A 17,561-nucleotide genomic window follows, 5' to 3' on the forward strand; every position below is an offset into this window, starting at 1 on the left:
ATTAAATGGACGCAAAACAATATGTTAAAAATATTCAAGAAAAAATTCACCAATTAGACCAAGGTCAAACAGAATATTTACAAGCAGTCGATGAGTTTTTACCAACCGTAGAAGGTTTTTTAGAAAAAAATCCTCAATACATTGAAGCAAATGTTTTAGGTGTCTTGATTGAACCTGAACGTATTTTTCAATTTCGTGTGCCGTGGCAAGATGACCAGGGCAACTGGCATGTGAACAGAGGCTATCGTGTCCAATATAATTCAGCGATTGGACCATACAAAGGTGGTTTGCGGTTTCATCCAAGTGTGAATTTAAGTGTGATGAAGTTTTTGGCCTTTGAACAAATTTTTAAAAATAGTTTAACTGGTTTGCCAATCGGTGGCGGCAAAGGCGGTAGTGATTTTGATCCAAAAGGTAAGTCAGATGCTGAAGTGATGCGCTTTTGTCAAAGTTTCATGACCGAACTTCAAAAACATATTGGTCCAAGTACAGATGTTCCAGCAGGCGATATTGGCGTAGGCGCTCGTGAAATTGGTTATTTGTTTGGCATGTATAAACGCTTGCGTAACTATGATGCAGGAGTGTTGACTGGAAAACCTTTAGGATACTGGGGAAGCCAAGCAAGAACAGAAGCGACGGGTTATGGAACGGTTTATTTTGTTAAACATTTATTAGCAGATAAAAACGATACGTTTGAAGGCAAAAAAGTCGCTGTTTCTGGTAGCGGGAATGTCGCAATTTATGCCATGGAAAAAGCAACTGAGCTAGGCGCCACAGTAATCACATGTTCCGATTCGTCTGGTTTTGTCTATGATCCAGAAGGAATTGATGTGGCGTTAGTAAAAGAACTAAAAGAAAAAAATCGTGAACGCATTTCAAAATATGTTGAAACACGTAAAGGCGCAACTTATTATGATAAAGAATCTGTTTGGGATTTCGAAACAGCGTATGACATTGCGTTACCATGTGCAACACAAAATGAAATCAACGAAAAGCAAGCCGCTATTTTAGTGAAAAATGGAGTGAAAGTCGTGGCAGAAGGCGCAAATATGCCTTGTACACTAGAAGCAGTCGCCGTTTTTGCTAAATCAGCTGTAATTTATTGTCCAGGTAAAGCCGCTAATGCAGGTGGTGTTGCGGTTTCTGCATTAGAGATGAGCCAAAATGCTGAACGTTTAGCTTGGTCCTTTGAAAAAGTTGACGGTATGCTAGATCAAATTATGCAAAACATTTATGAGACTTGTCGTGATACAGCTAACGAATATCAGGCACGAGATAACTTTGTTTTAGGTGCGAATATTGCTGGCTTTGAAAAAGTAGCGGCAGCGATGCTGAGTCAAGGACTTGTTTAATAACAAAAAATGCTAGGATTTCCTAGCATTTTTTCTTGGTTTGTTTGATTAAGAGAATAAATATCTCTAATTAAATAGTTAAAATTAAACAATTGGTCTATCCAAAAGAATTTGCTTGAAAAAATGTCTAAAAACACGTAAAGTATACATGTAGTAAGTTTACTTTCGAGGAGGAAAAGGAATGTCACACATTCAATTAGATTATTCCAAATTAGCACCATTTGTTGCTGACCATGAATTGGAATACATGCAAACACAAGTCACTGCAGTGGACAAAGCATTACGTGAAGGTACAGGAGCTGGTAATGATTTTACTGGCTGGATTGATTTACCAGAAAACTATGACAAAGAAGAATTCGCGCGCATTAAAAAAGCAGCAGCAAAAATTCAATCTGACTCTGAGGTATTAGTAGTCATTGGTATCGGTGGTTCATATTTAGGTGCCCGTGCAGCAATTGAATTTTTGACACATTCATTTAATAATCTATTATCAAAAGAAGAACGGAAAGCGCCACAAATCTTCTTTGCTGGAAATAGCATCAGCTCAACTTATTTAGCTGATTTAATCAATGTGATTGGTGATCGTGATTTTTCTGTCAACGTTATTTCAAAATCTGGAACGACGACAGAACCAGCGATTGCTTTCCGCGTCTTTAAAGAGTTATTAATTAATAAATATGGCAAAGAAGAAGCCAATAAACGTATTTATGCGACAACTGACCGTGCTAAAGGAGCAGTAAAAGTTGAAGCCGATGCGGAAGGTTGGGAAACATTTGTGATTCCTGATGATGTGGGCGGTCGTTTCACTGTTTTAACGCCAGTAGGTCTTTTACCAATCGCTGTTAGCGGTGCGGATATTGATCGTTTAATGGAAGGTGCAAATGATGCACGTAAAGAATACGGCGCAACGAGCGACTTAAAAGAAAACCAAGCCTATCAATATGCTGCGTTACGTAACATTTTATATCGCAAAGGCAAAACAACTGAAATGTTAATTAACTATGAGCCTGGCATGCACTATTTCTCTGAATGGTGGAAACAATTATACGGTGAATCAGAGGGAAAAGATGGCAAAGGTATTTTCCCAGCAGCCGCAGACTTTTCAACTGACTTACATTCTATGGGTCAATATGTTCAAGAGGGTATGCGTAACTTATTTGAAACAGTGGTTAAAATTGAAAATCCACGCCATAGCATTTCAATTCCAGAACAAAATGAAGATCTAGATGGCTTAGGCTATTTACAAGGAAAAGAAATTGACTTCGTCAATACAAAAGCGTTCGAAGGTACGTTGCTTGCTCACACAGATGGTGGTGTGCCAAACATGATCGTTAAAGTGCCAACAATGGATGCTTATTCATTAGGTTATGTTATGTACTTCTTCGAAATTGCAGTGGGCATCTCAGGTTACTTAAATGGGGTTAATCCATTTGACCAACCAGGTGTTGAAGCTTACAAACGCAACATGTTCGCTTTATTAGGTAAACCAGGTTTTGAAGAATTAGCAAAAGATTTAAATGCACGCCTATAATTTAAACAGAAGAAAAGAGCCAGAAACGTAAGTGTTTCTGGCTCTTTTCTTCTGTTTAAATTATTTTTCCAAAGGTTCGTTCCATTTTTTAGGACTCCAAATAGTTCCTTCCAATGCAACTTGAAGACTTTCATTATCATCTTCTAATTGTTCAATATATTTGATGGTTTCCTCGATAATAAAAGAATTGGGCTCTTCGCTGATTGACTGAAGTTGTTCTGCTAACCATGTATTTCTCATTTTTCTTCACCTCAAAATGTAGTCTATCATAGGTGAGCTTTTTAGTAATGAAACTTGCTTATTGGTTTTCCTTTAAAATAGCATAAATTCGTTCAATATCCGCTTGAGTACCTCTTAATTCATAGTCAGCTAAGAAGGGGAAGTTAAATTGTTCCGCATACTGTTTAGCTGTCAGGCAGTATTGGTGGTTAAAGTTTTTATTGCCGCTGCCCACCACGCCAGAGCAATAACGATAATTATTTTCAAAAGCAAGATATTCTCGCATGACTTCTGTTAAAATTTCGGTATTGCCGTTGTTGATGCCATCGCCACCATCTAAATAGGTAGGCACAAAAGTAAAAAATGGTTCTGTTTCTACTTCTAACGGAGAATTTTCCGAAATTTCTTTGAAAGTAATCGTAGGATTTTTTTCGTTTTGCTGATGTTGCTCTTCAGCATAAGTTGTTAAACGTTGAACAAATGAGCGTGTATTACCAGAGATTGAAATATATCGTATATTCATCAGAGATCCCTCCAAATAAATTTAATTGTTTACGTAAGTATAGCACATCTATGTGAAAAAAATTCAAGATCAATAATTATAAAGCGAAAAAAATAATGCCTTTTTATTACCTATTATAAAAGTGAAAATTTGTTATTTTAATTCATTTGGGTAAGTATTGAATTTTGCGAAAAACTTTGCTAAGATGGTAGAGTATTGAATAAAGAATGGTTGGGCGAAAGCTTCAAGGATTCAGTTCTTCAAGGGGTGAGAAGAACAATTTTTGAGTTTGCGCCTTTTTGCATACCTAAAACAAAAGGGCTGAGCGTATCTCTATTTCGCTAGTCCTTTTTCTTATATGCTAAAGGTGTAAAAACTAAGGAGGTGGAGACAATGGTACAAGAAGTACTAGAGCAAATCAAGGCAGCGGAAGATGCGGTGGAAGAGCATCGGCAACAAGCTAAGATGAATTGTCGTTTATATGAAGAACAGAAGCAAGAACGTTTAGCTAAACTACGTCAAGAGAGTGAAGAAGCTGTTGAAAAAGTGCTGACGGATTCACTAGCAACGCAAGAAAAGATGTTACAACTTGAAAAAGAACAACTTTTAGATGAAACAAAGCGCACTGAACAAGCGCTTCACGAACGTTACGAAGCGAACAAAGAACAAGTCATTGATTCAATTATTGAGAGGGTGAAAGACGTTTATGGCAGTTAGTAAAATGGAAAAAATGACAATAATTGCCGCTGCCGAAAAAGAAGCAGCAATTCTACAAGCCATTCAAGGCTTGCAAATTGTCGAAGTAAAACGGATTTTTCATTCGCCTGAAGAAGAACAAGCCTTAAAGAGTCAATATTCTTTTTTACAAGCAGAACAGTCAACTGAACAGCTACGTAAATATGAAACGATGCTACAACAATTGCAAGAGCTTCTTTTATTTTTGACACGCTCTTCAGGAAAAGGCTTAAAGATAAAAAGAAAAGTCTACACCTTAGAAGAGTTGGAACAAACCTTTGATGAAGAAACATTACAAAGCTATTTGACGGAATTAAAGAATATTCAAGAATCTTTGAAACAAATTCAAACGGATCGTCAAGGATTAGAAGCTGAAGAAGAATTATTAGGCCGCTGGCAATATCTGGATATTTTACCGCATAAACAGCAGTTAAAAAGTAGTTATGTCGTTCATGGTTCGATAAATCTAGCCAATAAAGCCAGTTTCTTGAGCGCTTTGTCTCAATGGCCAACGGTTTATTTTGAAGAAATTTATCAAAGTATGCATCATAGTTACTTTACACTCGTTTACCTGAAGGAACATCAGCAGAGTGTAACCGAGTTATTAAACCAATATAGTTTTGAACCACTCCAATACCGTTATGATGTTCCACCTAAAGAGGCATATCAACAAGTCAAAGAACGATATGAAATTTTACAAAAAGAAGAAAAAACCTTAAAGCAACAACTGGCTTCTTATCATGATTTCTATGAAACGTTTTGCTTGGCTGAAGAAGTCTTATTGGCGGTTATCCAAAGAGAACAAGCACGTCAACATTTGTTAAATGCTTCATCATTTTTCATCTTGCAAACGTGGATTCCAGTCGAAGAAAAAGCCGAGATTTTGACAGCGATTGAAGAAAAAGTTCCTAAGGACGAAATAGCTCTTACTTTTGAAAATCCTACGAAGGCGGAAATTGAGACGGATATACCAGTTAAATTAGCGAATAATAAATTGGTGCAGCCGTTTGAAATGTTAACAGAGATGTATAGCTTACCAAAATATGAAGAAGTTGATCCGACACCTGCGATGATGCCGTTTTATCTAGTCTTTTTTGGTATGATGGTAGCGGATATTGGCTATGGCTTACTGATGCTACTCTTGTCTATTATTGCTCTGAAAGCATTTGTTTTACCGAGAGGCATGAAACGTTTTGCCGACTTTTTCTTGATTTTATCATTTCCAACAATTATTTGGGGCTTCATTTACGGTTCGTTTTTCGGTGCAGCATTACCGCCAATAATGTTTGGAATCAAATCACCATTTCCGATTTTATCAACGACCGAAGATGTAAATACGATTCTTATTTTATCGGTTATTTTTGGGTTTATCCAATTGGTTGTCGGTTTAATGATTAATGGGATTCAGTTATCAAAACAAAAGCGCTATTTAGATAGTATTAACGAAAGTTACGCTTGGTTAGGGATTTTGTTTGGTTTAGCATTGTTAGTCGTTGGTAAATTAGTGGTTAAAAATGAAGGCTTATTTACAGCAGGTGCGATTTTAGCTAGCCTTTCTGCCATTGCAATTATTGTGATTCCAATGATTCAATCGAAGGCCAAATTAAAAGGCTTAGCCAAAGGACTGTATGGACTATACGGTGTGACAGGTTATGTCGGTGATTTAGTTAGTTATACACGTTTGATGGCGTTAGGAATTGCTGGGGGAAGTATTGCTTCAGCGTTTAATATGCTCGTAGAGTTCATGCCGCCAGTTGCCCGTTTTAGCGTGGGCATCTTGCTGTTAATTGTTTTACATGCGTTAAACATATTCTTATCGTTATTAGGTGCTTATGTTCATGGCGCACGTTTGCAATATGTTGAGTTCTTTGGAAAATTTTACACAGGCGGTGGCCGGGCGTTTAATCCGCTAAAAACAAAAGAAAAGTATGTCAATGTTGAGAAAAAATAGAAAATTATTTATTGGAGGAAAATAGAGATGATGGATTACTTAATTAATAATAATGGTGGAATTGTTTTTGCAGTATTAGGAATGGCGATGGCGACAATTTTTGCTGGGATTGGATCAGCCAAAGGGGTTGGCTTTACTGGGGAAGCAGCAGCAGCTTTAACGACGGAGCAGCCAGAAAAATTTGGTCAAGCGTTAATTTTACAGTTATTACCAGGTACACAAGGACTATACGGTTTCGTTATTGCTTTCTTAATTTATATTAACTTAGGAAACGATATGAGTATGGTTCAAGGGTTGAACTATTTTGTAGCAGCTTTACCAATTGCTTTTGCAGGATTGTTCTCTGGGATTGCCCAAGGTCGTGTGGCCGCTGCGGGGATTCAAATTTTAGCGAAGAAACCAGAACATGCAACAAAAGGAATTATCTATGCTGCCATGGTTGAAACTTATGCCATCTTAGGGTTCGTAATTTCCTTCTTACTTGTATTGAACGTCAAATAATTGAGGAGGCAGATGGATGGATGCCATTGAAAAAATCATCAGTGAAATTAAGCAGCAAGGAAAGCAAGAAGTCGAAGCCTATGTCACCAGTGAACAAACGCGCATCGATCAAGAATTCCAAGCAGCACAACAAGAAATTTTGCTGAAGCAAGAACATGAAATAGAAAAACGACAACAACAATTATTAAAAGAATTTAAACAACGCCAACAACGGCAAACACTAGAAATTCGTCAGGATGCATTAAATAAAAAACAAGCATATCTTAACCAATTATTTGACGAAGTGGTCTTAAAGATGAGTGAATGGTCAGCGGAAGAATTTCAACAATTCATGAAAGCACAATTAGGTTCACTTGAATTAACAGGAAAAGCGACCATTCTTTTAGGAGAGTATTCTCAAACGAAAGTGACGCAAGAATGGCTGACCGCCCTTTCTGATGCTACTGTTCAATGGGAGCTTTCAGAGGAAGTTGTTCCAAAAGAAAGTGGCTTTATCGTTGCAAAAGACGGTTTGGATTATAATTTTCTCTTTTCAGCATTAGTTGAAGAGATTCAAAAAACAGAAGGCTTTAAAGTAGCAGAAAAACTTTTCAGTTAAGAAGGGAGGACGTAGCATGAGAAAACCAACGTATCATCAAATTAATCCGCTGATTCGTTTAAAAGAAACGGAGCTGCTTTCTGAGCAACAGTTTCAACAACTTTTAGAAGCGGAAACAGTTGAAGACGTTAAAAATATGTTAAAAAGTACGGTTTATCAACCTTATTTAACCGAAACTTTTGAAGAAAAATTTGACTACCATTCTTCTGAAGCGCTGGGAAATCTTTATCGCTGGTTATATGAAATGGCTCCAGAACCAGCTGTAGTAACGTTGTATACGATGCGTTTTACCTTCCATAACTTGAAAATTTTGACGAAAGCTGAGCAAACAGGTAAAGATTTTGATTATCTTTATTTAGAGGATGGTCGTTATTCTCTAAACACAGTCAAAAGTGCCATTCATACAAAAAACTCTTCCGAACTTGAGCCAGCATTATTAGAAGTGATTCGTGATGTTTTTGCCTATCTGGAAGAGGGCGGTTTACCACAAGCAATTGATATCCTTTATGATCGAGCATTTTTACAGCAACAACGAAAATTGGCGGATGAATTGGGCTATGAAGAGTTAACGAAGGAAGTCATCGCTTTTATTGATTTAACCAATCTATCAACGATGGCTAGAGGGATTGTTCAACATCAAAACAGTAACTTTTTATCAACCGTGCTTTCTAGCGCTGGCAGTCTCTCAAAGAAAGAACTGTTGACCTATGCGGAAAAGTCACTTGTAGAATTTACAGCATTTGTCAGAACAACGAATTACGGACAACTATTAGAAAAGATTATCAATAAAGAAACCAATGAATTAAATTTATTGGCTTTTGAAAAACTCAAAGATGATTACCTGACCTCAATGTATGAAAACGGTCGAACGGTCGCTTTTGGGCCGCTCCCATTACTAGCCTTTTTGAATGCGAAAGAAGTTGAATGGAAAAATTTGCGTTTAATTTTGGTCGGAAAACATAGTGGGTTTTCAAATGAAAAAATTCGAGAAAGGATGCGAAAAGTCAATGGGGTATAAAATTGGTGTCATTGGAGACAAAAATTCAATCTTACCATTTAAACTGTTTGGCTTTGAGGTCCATCATGCCATTTCAGAAATGCAAGTTAGAGAAGCCATTGAAACTATGGCAAAAAATAAGTTTGGGGTCATTTTCATAACGGAAGAAGCCTCTACTTTAGCAGAAGAAACGATTGAACGATACAAAGAACAAGTGACACCAGCGATTATTTTAATCCCAAGTCATAATGGTACAATCGGAATCGGTTTAAGTGAGATTGAAAAAAATGTTGAAAAAGCAATTGGACAAAATATTTTATAATGCAAAGGAGAATGAGCGTGCAAATTGGAAAAATTGTCAAAGTTTCAGGTCCTTTGATTTTAGCTGAAAACATGTCAGATGCTAGTATCCAAGACATTTGTCATGTAGGAGATTTAGGCGTTATCGGAGAGATTATTGAAATGCGAGGCGACGTCGCTTCGATTCAAGTATATGAAGAAACAACAGGCATTGGACCAGGAGAACCAGTTATTTCAACAGGAGAACCATTATCTGTTGAATTAGCCCCAGGTTTAATTGCCGAAATGTTTGATGGTATTCAACGACCATTGGATACATTTCAAGAAGTAACCCACAGTAACTTTTTAGGCCGTGGCGTTAAAATTGATGCGTTAGATCGTGAGAAAAAATGGACGTTTGAACCGACTGTGGCAGTTGGTGAAGAAGTGTCGGCAGGTGACATCGTCGGTGTGGTTCAAGAAACAGCGATTATTCAACATAAAATTATGGTGCCTTTCGGCGTTTCAGGAACGATTGCCGAAATTAAAGCAGGGGATTTTGCCATTGATGAAACAGTTTATTCAGTGGAAACGGCTAAAGGAACAGAAAGTTTTAGCATGATGCAAAAATGGCCCGTTCGGCGGGGACGTCCCATTTTAGAAAAACTAAGTCCCAAAGTACCGATGGTGACCGGACAACGCGTAATTGATACCTTTTTCCCAATTACGAAAGGCGGAGCGGCAGCAGTTCCAGGACCATTTGGCGCTGGAAAAACAGTCGTTCAGCACCAAATTGCCAAGTGGGCCGATGTCGACTTAGTCGTTTACGTTGGTTGTGGGGAACGCGGGAATGAAATGACAGATGTTTTAAATGAATTTCCAGAATTAATTGATCCAACAACTGGTGAGTCTTTGATGAATCGGACGATTTTAATTGCGAATACGTCAAATATGCCGGTAGCGGCACGGGAAGCCTCGATTTATACAGGGATTACCATTGCAGAATATTTCCGTGATATGGGTTACTCAGTCGCAATTATGGCGGATTCTACTTCTCGTTGGGCAGAAGCGTTACGAGAAATGAGTGGCCGGTTAGAAGAAATGCCTGGTGATGAAGGCTATCCAGCCTATTTAGGTAGCCGCTTAGCTGAATATTATGAACGAGCAGGACAAGTCATCGCGTTAGGAAAAGATCATCGTGAAGGAAGCATTACGGCGATTAGTGCGGTTTCGCCATCTGGTGGGGACATATCAGAACCTGTCACCCAAAATACGTTACGCGTTGTTAAAGTATTCTGGGGCTTAGATTCTCAATTAGCACAAAAGCGTCATTTTCCTTCTATTAACTGGTTGCAAAGTTATTCTCTTTACTCCACAGAAGTAGGGCAATATTTAGACTTGGAATTGCAAGGAAACTGGGCCGCTATGGTAGCTGAAGGGATGCGGATTTTACAAGAGGAATCTCAACTGGAAGAAATTGTTCGCTTGGTTGGGATTGATTCCTTGTCGGATAAAGACCGTTTAACGTTGGAAACAGCCAAATCATTACGGGAAGACTATTTGCAACAAAATGCTTTTGATGACGTGGATACGTTCACTTCTCGAACAAAACAAGCGAAAATGTTGCAATTGATTCTAACTTTTGGTGAAGAAGGTCAAAAAGCCTTAAGTTTAGGCACTTATTTCTCTGAGTTAATGGCGGGAACAGTTGAAATCCGCGATCGCATTGCTCGTAGCAAGTATTTACCAGAAGAAGAATTAGAAAAATTGGATCGTTTACAAGCAGAAATTAAAACAACGATAAAAGAAATCATTGCTGAAGGAGGAATGACGAATGATTAAAGAATATCGTACAATCAATGAAGTCGTTGGTCCTCTGATGATTGTTGAAAAAGTGGCAGGCGTAAAGTACGAAGAATTAATTGAAGTACGCATGCAAAATGGCGAAATTCGCCAAGGGCAAGTTTTAGAAATCAATGGAGATAAAGCGATGGTCCAAATTTTTGAAGGAACGAGTAACATCAATATTCGTGATTCAAAAGTTCGCTTTCTGGGACATCCTTTAGAATTAGGGGTTTCGCCAGATATGATGGGGCGCGTTTTTGACGGCTTAGGTCGCTTAAAAGATAATGGACCAGAATTATTACCTGAGAAAAAATTAGATATTAACGGCGAAGTTATCAATCCAGTTGCTCGTGATTATCCCGATGAGTTCATCCAAACAGGGATTTCAGCGATTGACCATTTAAATACCTTAGTTCGTGGTCAAAAATTACCTGTTTTTTCAGCATCTGGCTTACCTCATAAAGAATTAGCGGCACAAATTGCCAGACAAGCCAACGTGTTAAATAGTGAAGAAGAATTTGCCGTAGTTTTTGCGGCCATTGGGATTACCTTTGAAGAAGCGGAATATTTTATGGAAGATTTCCGTCAAACAGGCGCAATTGATCGTTCAGTCTTGTTTATGAACTTAGCGAATGATCCAGCCATTGAACGGATTGCAACACCTAGAATGGCTTTGACAGCCGCTGAATATTTAGCTTATGAAAAGGGCATGCATGTCTTAGTTATCATGACGGATATGACCAATTATTGCGAAGCGTTGCGAGAAATTTCAGCAGCACGCCGTGAAGTTCCAGGACGTCGTGGTTACCCGGGTTATCTTTACACGAACTTAGCAACGTTGTATGAACGAGCAGGCCGAATTCGTGGCTCAAAAGGTTCCGTAACACAGATTCCTATTTTAACAATGCCAGAGGAGGATAAAACACATCCAATTCCCGATTTAACTGGCTATATTACAGAAGGGCAAATTATCTTGTCCCGGGAACTATATAAGAGCGGTATCCAACCACCAATTGATGTCTTGCCATCACTTTCCCGTCTTAAAGACAAAGGAACTGGCGAAGGCAAAACGCGCGGGGATCACGCAGCGACGATGAATCAATTGTTCTCAGCCTATGCACAAGGGAAACAAGCCAAAGAATTAGCTGTCATTTTAGGAGAATCAGCTCTTTCTGATGTCGATAAAATTTACGCAGCTTTTGCCCAACGTTTTGAAGAAGAATATGTCAATCAAGGATTCGATACAAACCGTTCGATTGAAGAAACGTTAGATCTTGGGTGGGAACTATTAAGTATGCTACCGAGAACAGAACTAAAACGAATTAAAGAGGATATGCTCGATCAATATTTAACTGAAGGGAAGTAGAAAAATGGCTCGATTAAATGTTAATCCAACCCGTATGGAACTTTCCCGATTGAAAAAACAGTTAACTACGGCCACGAGAGGTCATAAGTTGCTGAAAGACAAACAAGATGAATTGATGCGACGGTTTATTGCGCTAGTCAAAGAAAACAATGAGTTACGTATTCAGGTTGAACAAGAAGTGACGGATGCGTTATCAAATTTTGTATTGGCAAACGCAACGTTGAACGAAGCCTTTATTGAAGAGTTAGTGGCAATTCCAGCCGAAAAAGTTGAATTAGAAATTATTGAACAGAACATCTTAAGTGTGCCAGTTCCTAAAATGATTTTTGATTACGATGAATCGGTTCAAGAAGCACCCTTAGATTATGGCTACGTGAATTCAAACAGCGAGCTTGATCAAGCTTTTGCTAAAATTTCAAGCATTTTACCGAAATTATTAGCACTTGCAAATGTTGAAAAGACGTGCCAATTATTATCAAAAGAAATTGAAAAAACGCGTCGTCGTGTCAACGCCTTAGAGTATATGACGATTCCGCAATTAGAAGAAACAATTTACTACATTCAAATGAAATTAGAAGAAAATGAACGTGGCGAAATTACACGTTTAATTAAAATTAAAAGCATGAACAAAGAAAATTAGTGGTTAGAAAGAACGAGTGCGAAGCCAGTTGGTAGCTTTCGTGCTCGTTTTTAATAAAAAAGGGAGTGGAAAAAATGAAAAATGAAGAACGCCGCAAAGCGATTGCACTGAATTGTCAAAAATACGAAAGTGATTATGCTCGCTTGGTGGAACCAATCAATGAGCTACTGTTAAACTTGGGAGCGGCTATTTCAGAAGAAGCCGCGAAGCAAATCATTCTGAATGTAAAACGCTATCATCACGGCGTGAAATATCTTCCTGAGTGTCATTTAGATGAAAGTAACCAGTTTATCGAAGATGGGCTTGAAGCTCTCAAAAAGGGAGATTTAGGCAACGGTGCGTTACAACTATTTGGGGCTGGCTTAAACTTTGCTAGTTTTGCAGCAAAAGCACAAGGAACCAAAAAAATTGATGCCCACCAAATGTTGGCAGAACGTTTTACGAAGTTGTTGTCTGTACAAACGGATAATGATAACAAACAATAAGAAAAATACCCTTAGTTTATTAAGACGACTTAATAAACTAAGGGTATTTTTTTAACTGTTATTGATTAGGATATTCAGACACCTGTAATTGCCATAACTTATCTGTCACTGAAGCAATAAACGCAGCACTCTTAGCATTATCAGGTCCTTTAGTAAAAATTGCTAAAGCAAAGGGGTGAGGTGTTTCTAAAATCCCCATATCATGAATAAATTCATCATAGGAACCAATTTTATGAGCAACTTTTCCTTGAGTTGTGGGAGTTTCCATTCTTTCATGGAAAACACTTTGTTTCATAGAATCATAAATCGCTTGGTAATCTGGTTTTGTTGCTTTTTCAGTATATAATTTTTGTAGAATAACTAGCGCATCTTCCGAAGAAAATTGTGGTTCTTCAATCGAAGGTGACTTGTGCAAATAACGCTGATACATTTCTCGTTTTGCTTTTGCATCACCACCCAATGTATCATAGAGCATATTTTTAGCGATATTATCAGAATAGGTGATGGCATATTCTTGTAACGTTTTTAATGGATATTCTGGTTGGATATTATAGGCAATGATCCCAGTTCCTTCTTCATAATCTTCTTCGGCGTTATAGGGAATCAGGTCTGTCCATTTTTTTTGACCAGAAGCAACCGTGTCAGCGACTAACATCGTCAGTGGCACTTTAATAGTACTAGCTGTATAAAATTCATGTTGGCCATTCACGGAACGCTGTTCGCCAGTTTCTAAATCCAAATAACTAATCCCGACCGTTCCTTCAAATTCTTTGACAGAAGCGACGAGCAGGTCATTTATTTTATCAAAAAATACTGTATTTGCTGAATTATTTTCTTCCTTGTCTTTCGTATGTTTCTCATGTTTGGCGGAATCAATTGTAACTTTTTGTTCAGATTCTTTGGCATAATCTTCGCCACGACTTGAGAAGAAGAAGCCCACAATTAGGAAAAAGCAAAGAAAGAAAATGGTGCCGTAAAGTGAGAGTTGCTGTTTGTTCAATGTAAAACCCTTTCCGTTTCTCTAATAGATATTTTTCTCAACTCCTCCATTTAATCATTTTTCGGATAAGAGTGCAAGCGTCTTTTTAACGGCACTACTGGTTTTGTTTCATTTGTTTTTGGAGTGCTTGCGATTGCTTTAATAGCTCTTTACCGATAGTGGTATCTTTCACCAATAGCCGCTGTAAGGGGCGATCGATGACTTGTTTGATGGAATGAATGTCTTGATTATTTAAAATGGCTGTTTCTTTACTAGAAAAAGATTTATGCGCGGTCAGTTGTAACCCGAACGAGTTGTACAACAATGTATAACCAGCAATTCCAGTAATTGTCTGATAAGATTTTGAAAAGCCGCCGTCAATTACGAGAAGCGTGCCATTTGCTTTGATTGGTGATTCGCCTTTTGTTCGTTTAACTGGTGTATGACCATTAATGATATGTCGATTTTCACCAGTCACTTCAAATTCATCTAGGATTCTTTCACAAACTTCAACTGTATCACGCAAAGAGTAATAAGGATTCTTTTCTTCGTAATGTGTTTCTTTTTCAGCGAGAAAATAACGCTCGAAGGTTTTCATAGCTCGTTTGCCAAATAATGAGGAACCTTCGCCACACCAAAGATACCATAAACAATCTGTCGCATAGTCATCTGTAATAGCAGGCTGAGCGTATGCTTCTTCTAACATTTTCTGAAAGAAGTCAACTAAAGCTTTTCCTGAATAGGAGTGGCCTTTAAATGTATAAGCTTGAAAAGTACCGTCCGCATTCAGAGGCAGACAGCCATGAATCAATAAATTTTGATTATACACAAGGTAAAGAGAAGCTTTTTCCATTAGAAAGCGCATGTGTTTTGTTAACCGCGGTGAAGACTGAAATTGCGTTAATAAATCATCAATTATCTGTTTTTCCTCACGTGTTAATTGGTAAGGCTGCTCTTCAGAAACGGTTTGGAAACAGCTGTTAATTAATGTATAACGACATTCGTCAAAAGTAATAGTTTCCCCTTGAATCTTATCTAAGCGTAGCCGATGTGCCAAGTTAAAATCAGGGCGTCGACCAATAATTTGGCCTTCTAGTTTTTCTTGAATAATGGCAATGGCTTGTTGCACACGCATCGCTACTTGTTTTTCATCTTCAGTTAACGCACGATAGGGATTTTTCTTGGGTGCAAAAGCAGGATTTTCTTTATACGTTTCTAAACTAAATTTTTTTAAGGCGGTTAAATCGATAGCATAACGTTCTTCTAACAAATCTAAATTTCCATAGCGAGCACAAATACGCACTACATTGGCTAAACAAGCCAGTGAACCACTATAAGCAGCCAGCCAAATCATATCGTGATTGCCTAGTTGAATATCCAAGGAGTGATAGGACATTAATCGGTCCATAATTTTATCTGGTGCTGGCCCCCGATCATAGATATCCCCAATAACATGTAGGTGATCAATAATCAGACGTTGGATTAGATAAGCTAATTCTGTCACGAAACGTTTGGCTTCACCTAGTAAAATAATTTTTTCAATAATTTGTTGATAGTAACCGTTTTTGGTTGTTGTTTCATCATATTGATAAATCAATTCTTCGAGAATATACCCATAGGTTTCAGGAAGGGCTTTGCGAACTTTAGAACGTGTGTACTTCATCGAAGAAGAACGGACGATTTCAACCAGACGGCGAATCGTTAATAGCCACCATTCATAAGAGAGGGCGCTTTCATTTTCTAAAAGTGTTAATTTTTCTTCTGGATAGTAGATAATAAAACAAAGCTCGTCCATCTGATGGGCATTTAATTCTTGTTTAAATAAAAATTGAACTTTTTCTCGGATTCGCCCAGAACCATTTCTTAAAATATGGTCAAAAGCTTCAAATTCACCATGTAAATCACTGACAAAATGTTCTGTTCCTTTCGGTAAATTCAAAATTGCTTCCAAATTAATAATTTCTTCAATTTGTTGATCGCGGTTCAGTGTAGCCAAGTCCTCTGCCTTCTTTCTTTTTCGTATATACCAATTTTGATTTAAAAGATTAAAGTCTTGATAATAAAGGTTTTTTATTTGTATGCCAATTATTGTAGGCTATTTGGCGAAAAAAAGCAACAGGAGAAAGTCAGAGAAAAATGTGGAAAATTATAGGAAGCTACTGGGTTTTATGCTATGATTTTTAATAAAACAAAATGAAGGGGCGGGAAAACATGTTATTTGGTACAGCAAAAATGAATCGGGAAAATCATTTAGAAATCGGTGGTTGTGACACCGTAAAGTTGGCGCAAAAATTCGGGACGCCGTTATTTGTCTATGATGTCGCTCATATTCGCGCACAAGCACGTGGTTTTAAACAAACGTTAAATCAATTAGGTATCAAAAATAAAGTGGTTTATGCAAGTAAAGCATTTAGTTGTTTAGCTATTTATCAAGTGTTAAAGGAAGAAGATATTGCTTGTGATGTTGTCTCTGGTGGAGAACTATTCACAGCTTTAAAAGGGGGCATGGAGCCAGCGGAAATTGAATTCCATGGAAATAACAAAACCCCTGAAGAATTACGTTACGCCTTGGATAACAAAATAGGTACAATTGTCATTGATAATTTTTACGAAATTGACTTGTTGGAAGAATTATTAGCTACACGAAACCAAACACAAAAAGTTCTTTTTCGGGTGAGTCCTGGTGTGGATGCAGAAACCCATGATTACATTTTGACAGGCCAAGAAGATTCAAAATTTGGTTTTGATGTTGCAAGTGGCCAGGCAACAGAAGCGCTCGTTCGCCTTTTATCAAATCCCTCTTTTGATGTGCAAGGGGTCCATTGCCATATTGGCTCGCAAATTTTTGCTGTGGAAGGCTTTTTAGCTGCTGTTGAAAAAATGTTCACTATTTTAGAAGACTGGCGGCAAGTCCATCAATTTACAGCACGTGTTTTAAATATGGGTGGTGGTTTTGGTGTGCAGTACACGCAGCAAGATGAGCCATTAGCACCAGCAACATTTGTTGAAAAAATTGTTTATTCCTTGAAAGGTCATTGTGAACAATTAGGGTATCCACTGCCTGAGCTTTGGATTGAACCAGGCCGCAGTTTAATTGCCGAAGCGGGCACAACGATATATACAGTTGGCGCGCAAAAAGAGGTTCCTGGTGTTCGTCATTTTGTTTCCGTAGATGGTGGCATGGGTGATAATATACGGCCTGCTTTGTATCAAGCGGTTTATGATGGATTTCTAGCGAATCGTGATGGGCATGATTCAGTCAAGAAAGTCACAGTGGTTGGTAAATATTGCGAATCAGGAGATGTCTTACTTCGAGATATTTTATTGCCAGAAGTTAAAGCAGGGGATTTATTGGCCATTAGTAGTACGGGGGCTTACGGTTATTCAATGGCAAGTAATTACAACCGAAATCCTCGACCAGCGGTGGTTTTTGTCGAAGATGGACAAGCAAAATTAGTTGCTCGCCGTGAGACATATGAAGATATGACAACGTTGGATTGTTGATAGATTAAAAGTAGCCGCCTCTTTTTGAGACGGCTGTTTTTTTTTCAAAAAATAACAAAATGTAAGGGTGATTTCTT

Annotated in this window: 17 protein-coding genes and 1 other annotated feature; of the genes, 13 read left to right on the forward strand and 4 right to left on the reverse strand. The window is 38.0% G+C overall.

The window, feature by feature from the left end; translation table 11 throughout:
- Nucleotides 1-5 precede the first annotated feature (5 nt).
- Together gdhA and IGM09_RS05975 are read left to right on the forward strand one after the other, a co-directional pair.
- Nucleotides 6-1,352 (forward strand): NADP-specific glutamate dehydrogenase, encoded by a 1,347-nt coding sequence (gene gdhA, locus IGM09_RS05970; protein WP_002360402.1) that lies wholly within the window; start codon nucleotides 6-8, stop codon nucleotides 1,350-1,352.
- 181 nt (nucleotides 1,353-1,533) lie between these two features.
- Nucleotides 1,534-2,883 (forward strand): glucose-6-phosphate isomerase, encoded by a 1,350-nt coding sequence (locus tag IGM09_RS05975; RefSeq protein WP_002357685.1) that lies wholly within the window; start codon nucleotides 1,534-1,536, stop codon nucleotides 2,881-2,883.
- A gap of 60 nt (nucleotides 2,884-2,943) precedes the next feature.
- On the opposite strand, the gene IGM09_RS05980 is transcribed toward IGM09_RS05975, so the two are convergent.
- Together IGM09_RS05980 and nrdI are read right to left on the reverse strand one after the other, a co-directional pair.
- Nucleotides 2,944-3,123: a hypothetical protein gene (locus IGM09_RS05980; RefSeq protein WP_002357684.1), complete on the reverse strand. Its 180-nt coding sequence runs from the start codon at nucleotides 3,121-3,123 to the stop codon at nucleotides 2,944-2,946.
- A gap of 58 nt (nucleotides 3,124-3,181) precedes the next feature.
- On the reverse strand, nucleotides 3,182-3,625 hold the full coding sequence (gene nrdI, locus IGM09_RS05985) for a class Ib ribonucleoside-diphosphate reductase assembly flavoprotein NrdI (RefSeq protein WP_002389303.1): 444 nt from the start codon (nucleotides 3,623-3,625) through the stop codon (nucleotides 3,182-3,184).
- Between the two features lie 208 nt (nucleotides 3,626-3,833).
- Nucleotides 3,834-3,881: a sequence feature (sodium ion sensor (DUF1646 type); this cis-regulatory element may regulate processes involved in with the transportation of sodium ions), on the forward strand.
- A gap of 116 nt (nucleotides 3,882-3,997) precedes the next feature.
- On the opposite strand from nrdI, the gene IGM09_RS05990 reads away from it, so the two are divergent.
- From IGM09_RS05990 to IGM09_RS06035, 10 genes are all read left to right on the forward strand, one after another.
- Nucleotides 3,998-4,321, forward strand: coding sequence for a hypothetical protein (locus tag IGM09_RS05990; RefSeq protein ID WP_002391201.1), 324 nt, complete (start codon nucleotides 3,998-4,000; stop codon nucleotides 4,319-4,321).
- Entirely contained in the window at nucleotides 4,311-6,290 is a 1,980-nt protein-coding gene (locus IGM09_RS05995) for a V-type ATP synthase subunit I (RefSeq protein ID WP_033624955.1), read from the forward strand. The genes IGM09_RS05990 and IGM09_RS05995 overlap by 11 nt, the downstream gene beginning before the upstream one ends.
- A gap of 27 nt (nucleotides 6,291-6,317) precedes the next feature.
- Complete coding sequence (locus IGM09_RS06000; RefSeq protein ID WP_002363905.1) at nucleotides 6,318-6,791, forward strand: V-type ATP synthase subunit K; 474 nt, start codon at nucleotides 6,318-6,320, stop codon at nucleotides 6,789-6,791.
- 16 nt (nucleotides 6,792-6,807) lie between these two features.
- Nucleotides 6,808-7,389, forward strand: coding sequence for a V-type ATP synthase subunit E (locus IGM09_RS06005; RefSeq protein WP_002365627.1), 582 nt, complete (start codon nucleotides 6,808-6,810; stop codon nucleotides 7,387-7,389).
- Between the two features lie 16 nt (nucleotides 7,390-7,405).
- The gene (locus IGM09_RS06010; RefSeq protein WP_002398269.1) at nucleotides 7,406-8,407 is read left to right on the forward strand and encodes a V-type ATPase subunit; all 1,002 of its coding nucleotides are present in this window, start codon (nucleotides 7,406-7,408) and stop codon (nucleotides 8,405-8,407) included.
- Complete coding sequence (locus IGM09_RS06015; RefSeq protein ID WP_002357676.1) at nucleotides 8,397-8,708, forward strand: V-type ATP synthase subunit F; 312 nt, start codon at nucleotides 8,397-8,399, stop codon at nucleotides 8,706-8,708. Before IGM09_RS06010 ends, IGM09_RS06015 begins: the two co-directional genes overlap by 11 nt.
- Before the next feature lie 17 nt (nucleotides 8,709-8,725).
- Nucleotides 8,726-10,507 carry a V-type ATP synthase subunit A gene (locus IGM09_RS06020; protein ID WP_010713426.1) on the forward strand — a complete coding sequence of 594 codons (1,782 nt, stop codon included), beginning with the start codon at nucleotides 8,726-8,728 and terminating at the stop codon, nucleotides 10,505-10,507.
- A complete protein-coding gene (locus tag IGM09_RS06025) occupies nucleotides 10,500-11,876 on the forward strand; it encodes a V-type ATP synthase subunit B (RefSeq protein WP_002357674.1) in 1,377 nt (458 codons plus the stop codon). Before IGM09_RS06020 ends, IGM09_RS06025 begins: the two co-directional genes overlap by 8 nt.
- A gap of 4 nt (nucleotides 11,877-11,880) precedes the next feature.
- Complete coding sequence (locus IGM09_RS06030) at nucleotides 11,881-12,516, forward strand: V-type ATP synthase subunit D (protein WP_002357673.1); 636 nt, start codon at nucleotides 11,881-11,883, stop codon at nucleotides 12,514-12,516.
- Nucleotides 12,517-12,590: 74 nt separating this feature from the next.
- Complete coding sequence (locus IGM09_RS06035) at nucleotides 12,591-13,001, forward strand: hypothetical protein (protein WP_002371185.1); 411 nt, start codon at nucleotides 12,591-12,593, stop codon at nucleotides 12,999-13,001.
- 58 nt (nucleotides 13,002-13,059) lie between these two features.
- Here the strand turns inward: IGM09_RS06035 and IGM09_RS06040 are convergent, their stop codons facing one another.
- On the reverse strand, nucleotides 13,060-13,941 hold the full coding sequence (locus IGM09_RS06040; protein ID WP_033625285.1) for a serine hydrolase: 882 nt from the start codon (nucleotides 13,939-13,941) through the stop codon (nucleotides 13,060-13,062).
- Between the two features lie 154 nt (nucleotides 13,942-14,095).
- Nucleotides 14,096-15,976, reverse strand: coding sequence for a fructose-bisphosphatase class III (locus tag IGM09_RS06045; protein ID WP_033624956.1), 1,881 nt, complete (start codon nucleotides 15,974-15,976; stop codon nucleotides 14,096-14,098).
- Nucleotides 15,977-16,173: 197 nt separating this feature from the next.
- On the opposite strand from IGM09_RS06045, the gene lysA reads away from it, so the two are divergent.
- On the forward strand, nucleotides 16,174-17,484 hold the full coding sequence (gene lysA, locus IGM09_RS06050; RefSeq protein WP_002369441.1) for a diaminopimelate decarboxylase: 1,311 nt from the start codon (nucleotides 16,174-16,176) through the stop codon (nucleotides 17,482-17,484).
- Nucleotides 17,485-17,561: the final 77 nt, after the last annotated feature.

The organism is Enterococcus sp. DIV0167, assembly GCF_050541555.1.
Classification (GTDB): Bacteria; Bacillota; Bacilli; order Lactobacillales; family Enterococcaceae; genus Enterococcus; species Enterococcus faecalis.

Coding starts and splice junctions, on each gene's coding strand:
- gdhA (WP_002360402.1), top strand. CDS start 6: ATGGACGCAAAACAATATGTTAAAAATATTCAAGAAAAAATTCACCAA.
- IGM09_RS05990 (WP_002391201.1), top strand. CDS start 3,998: ATGGTACAAGAAGTACTAGAGCAAATCAAGGCAGCGGAAGATGCGGTG.
- IGM09_RS05995 (WP_033624955.1), top strand. CDS start 4,311: ATGGCAGTTAGTAAAATGGAAAAAATGACAATAATTGCCGCTGCCGAA.
- IGM09_RS06015 (WP_002357676.1), top strand. CDS start 8,397: ATGGGGTATAAAATTGGTGTCATTGGAGACAAAAATTCAATCTTACCA.
- IGM09_RS06030 (WP_002357673.1), top strand. CDS start 11,881: ATGGCTCGATTAAATGTTAATCCAACCCGTATGGAACTTTCCCGATTG.
- IGM09_RS06005 (WP_002365627.1), top strand. CDS start 6,808: ATGGATGCCATTGAAAAAATCATCAGTGAAATTAAGCAGCAAGGAAAG.
- IGM09_RS06025 (WP_002357674.1), top strand. CDS start 10,500: ATGATTAAAGAATATCGTACAATCAATGAAGTCGTTGGTCCTCTGATG.
- IGM09_RS06035 (WP_002371185.1), top strand. CDS start 12,591: ATGAAAAATGAAGAACGCCGCAAAGCGATTGCACTGAATTGTCAAAAA.
- IGM09_RS05975 (WP_002357685.1), top strand. CDS start 1,534: ATGTCACACATTCAATTAGATTATTCCAAATTAGCACCATTTGTTGCT.
- IGM09_RS05980 (WP_002357684.1), bottom strand. CDS start 3,123: ATGAGAAATACATGGTTAGCAGAACAACTTCAGTCAATCAGCGAAGAG.
- IGM09_RS06010 (WP_002398269.1), top strand. CDS start 7,406: ATGAGAAAACCAACGTATCATCAAATTAATCCGCTGATTCGTTTAAAA.
- lysA (WP_002369441.1), top strand. CDS start 16,174: ATGAAGGGGCGGGAAAACATGTTATTTGGTACAGCAAAAATGAATCGG.
- IGM09_RS06000 (WP_002363905.1), top strand. CDS start 6,318: ATGATGGATTACTTAATTAATAATAATGGTGGAATTGTTTTTGCAGTA.
- nrdI (WP_002389303.1), bottom strand. CDS start 3,625: ATGAATATACGATATATTTCAATCTCTGGTAATACACGCTCATTTGTT.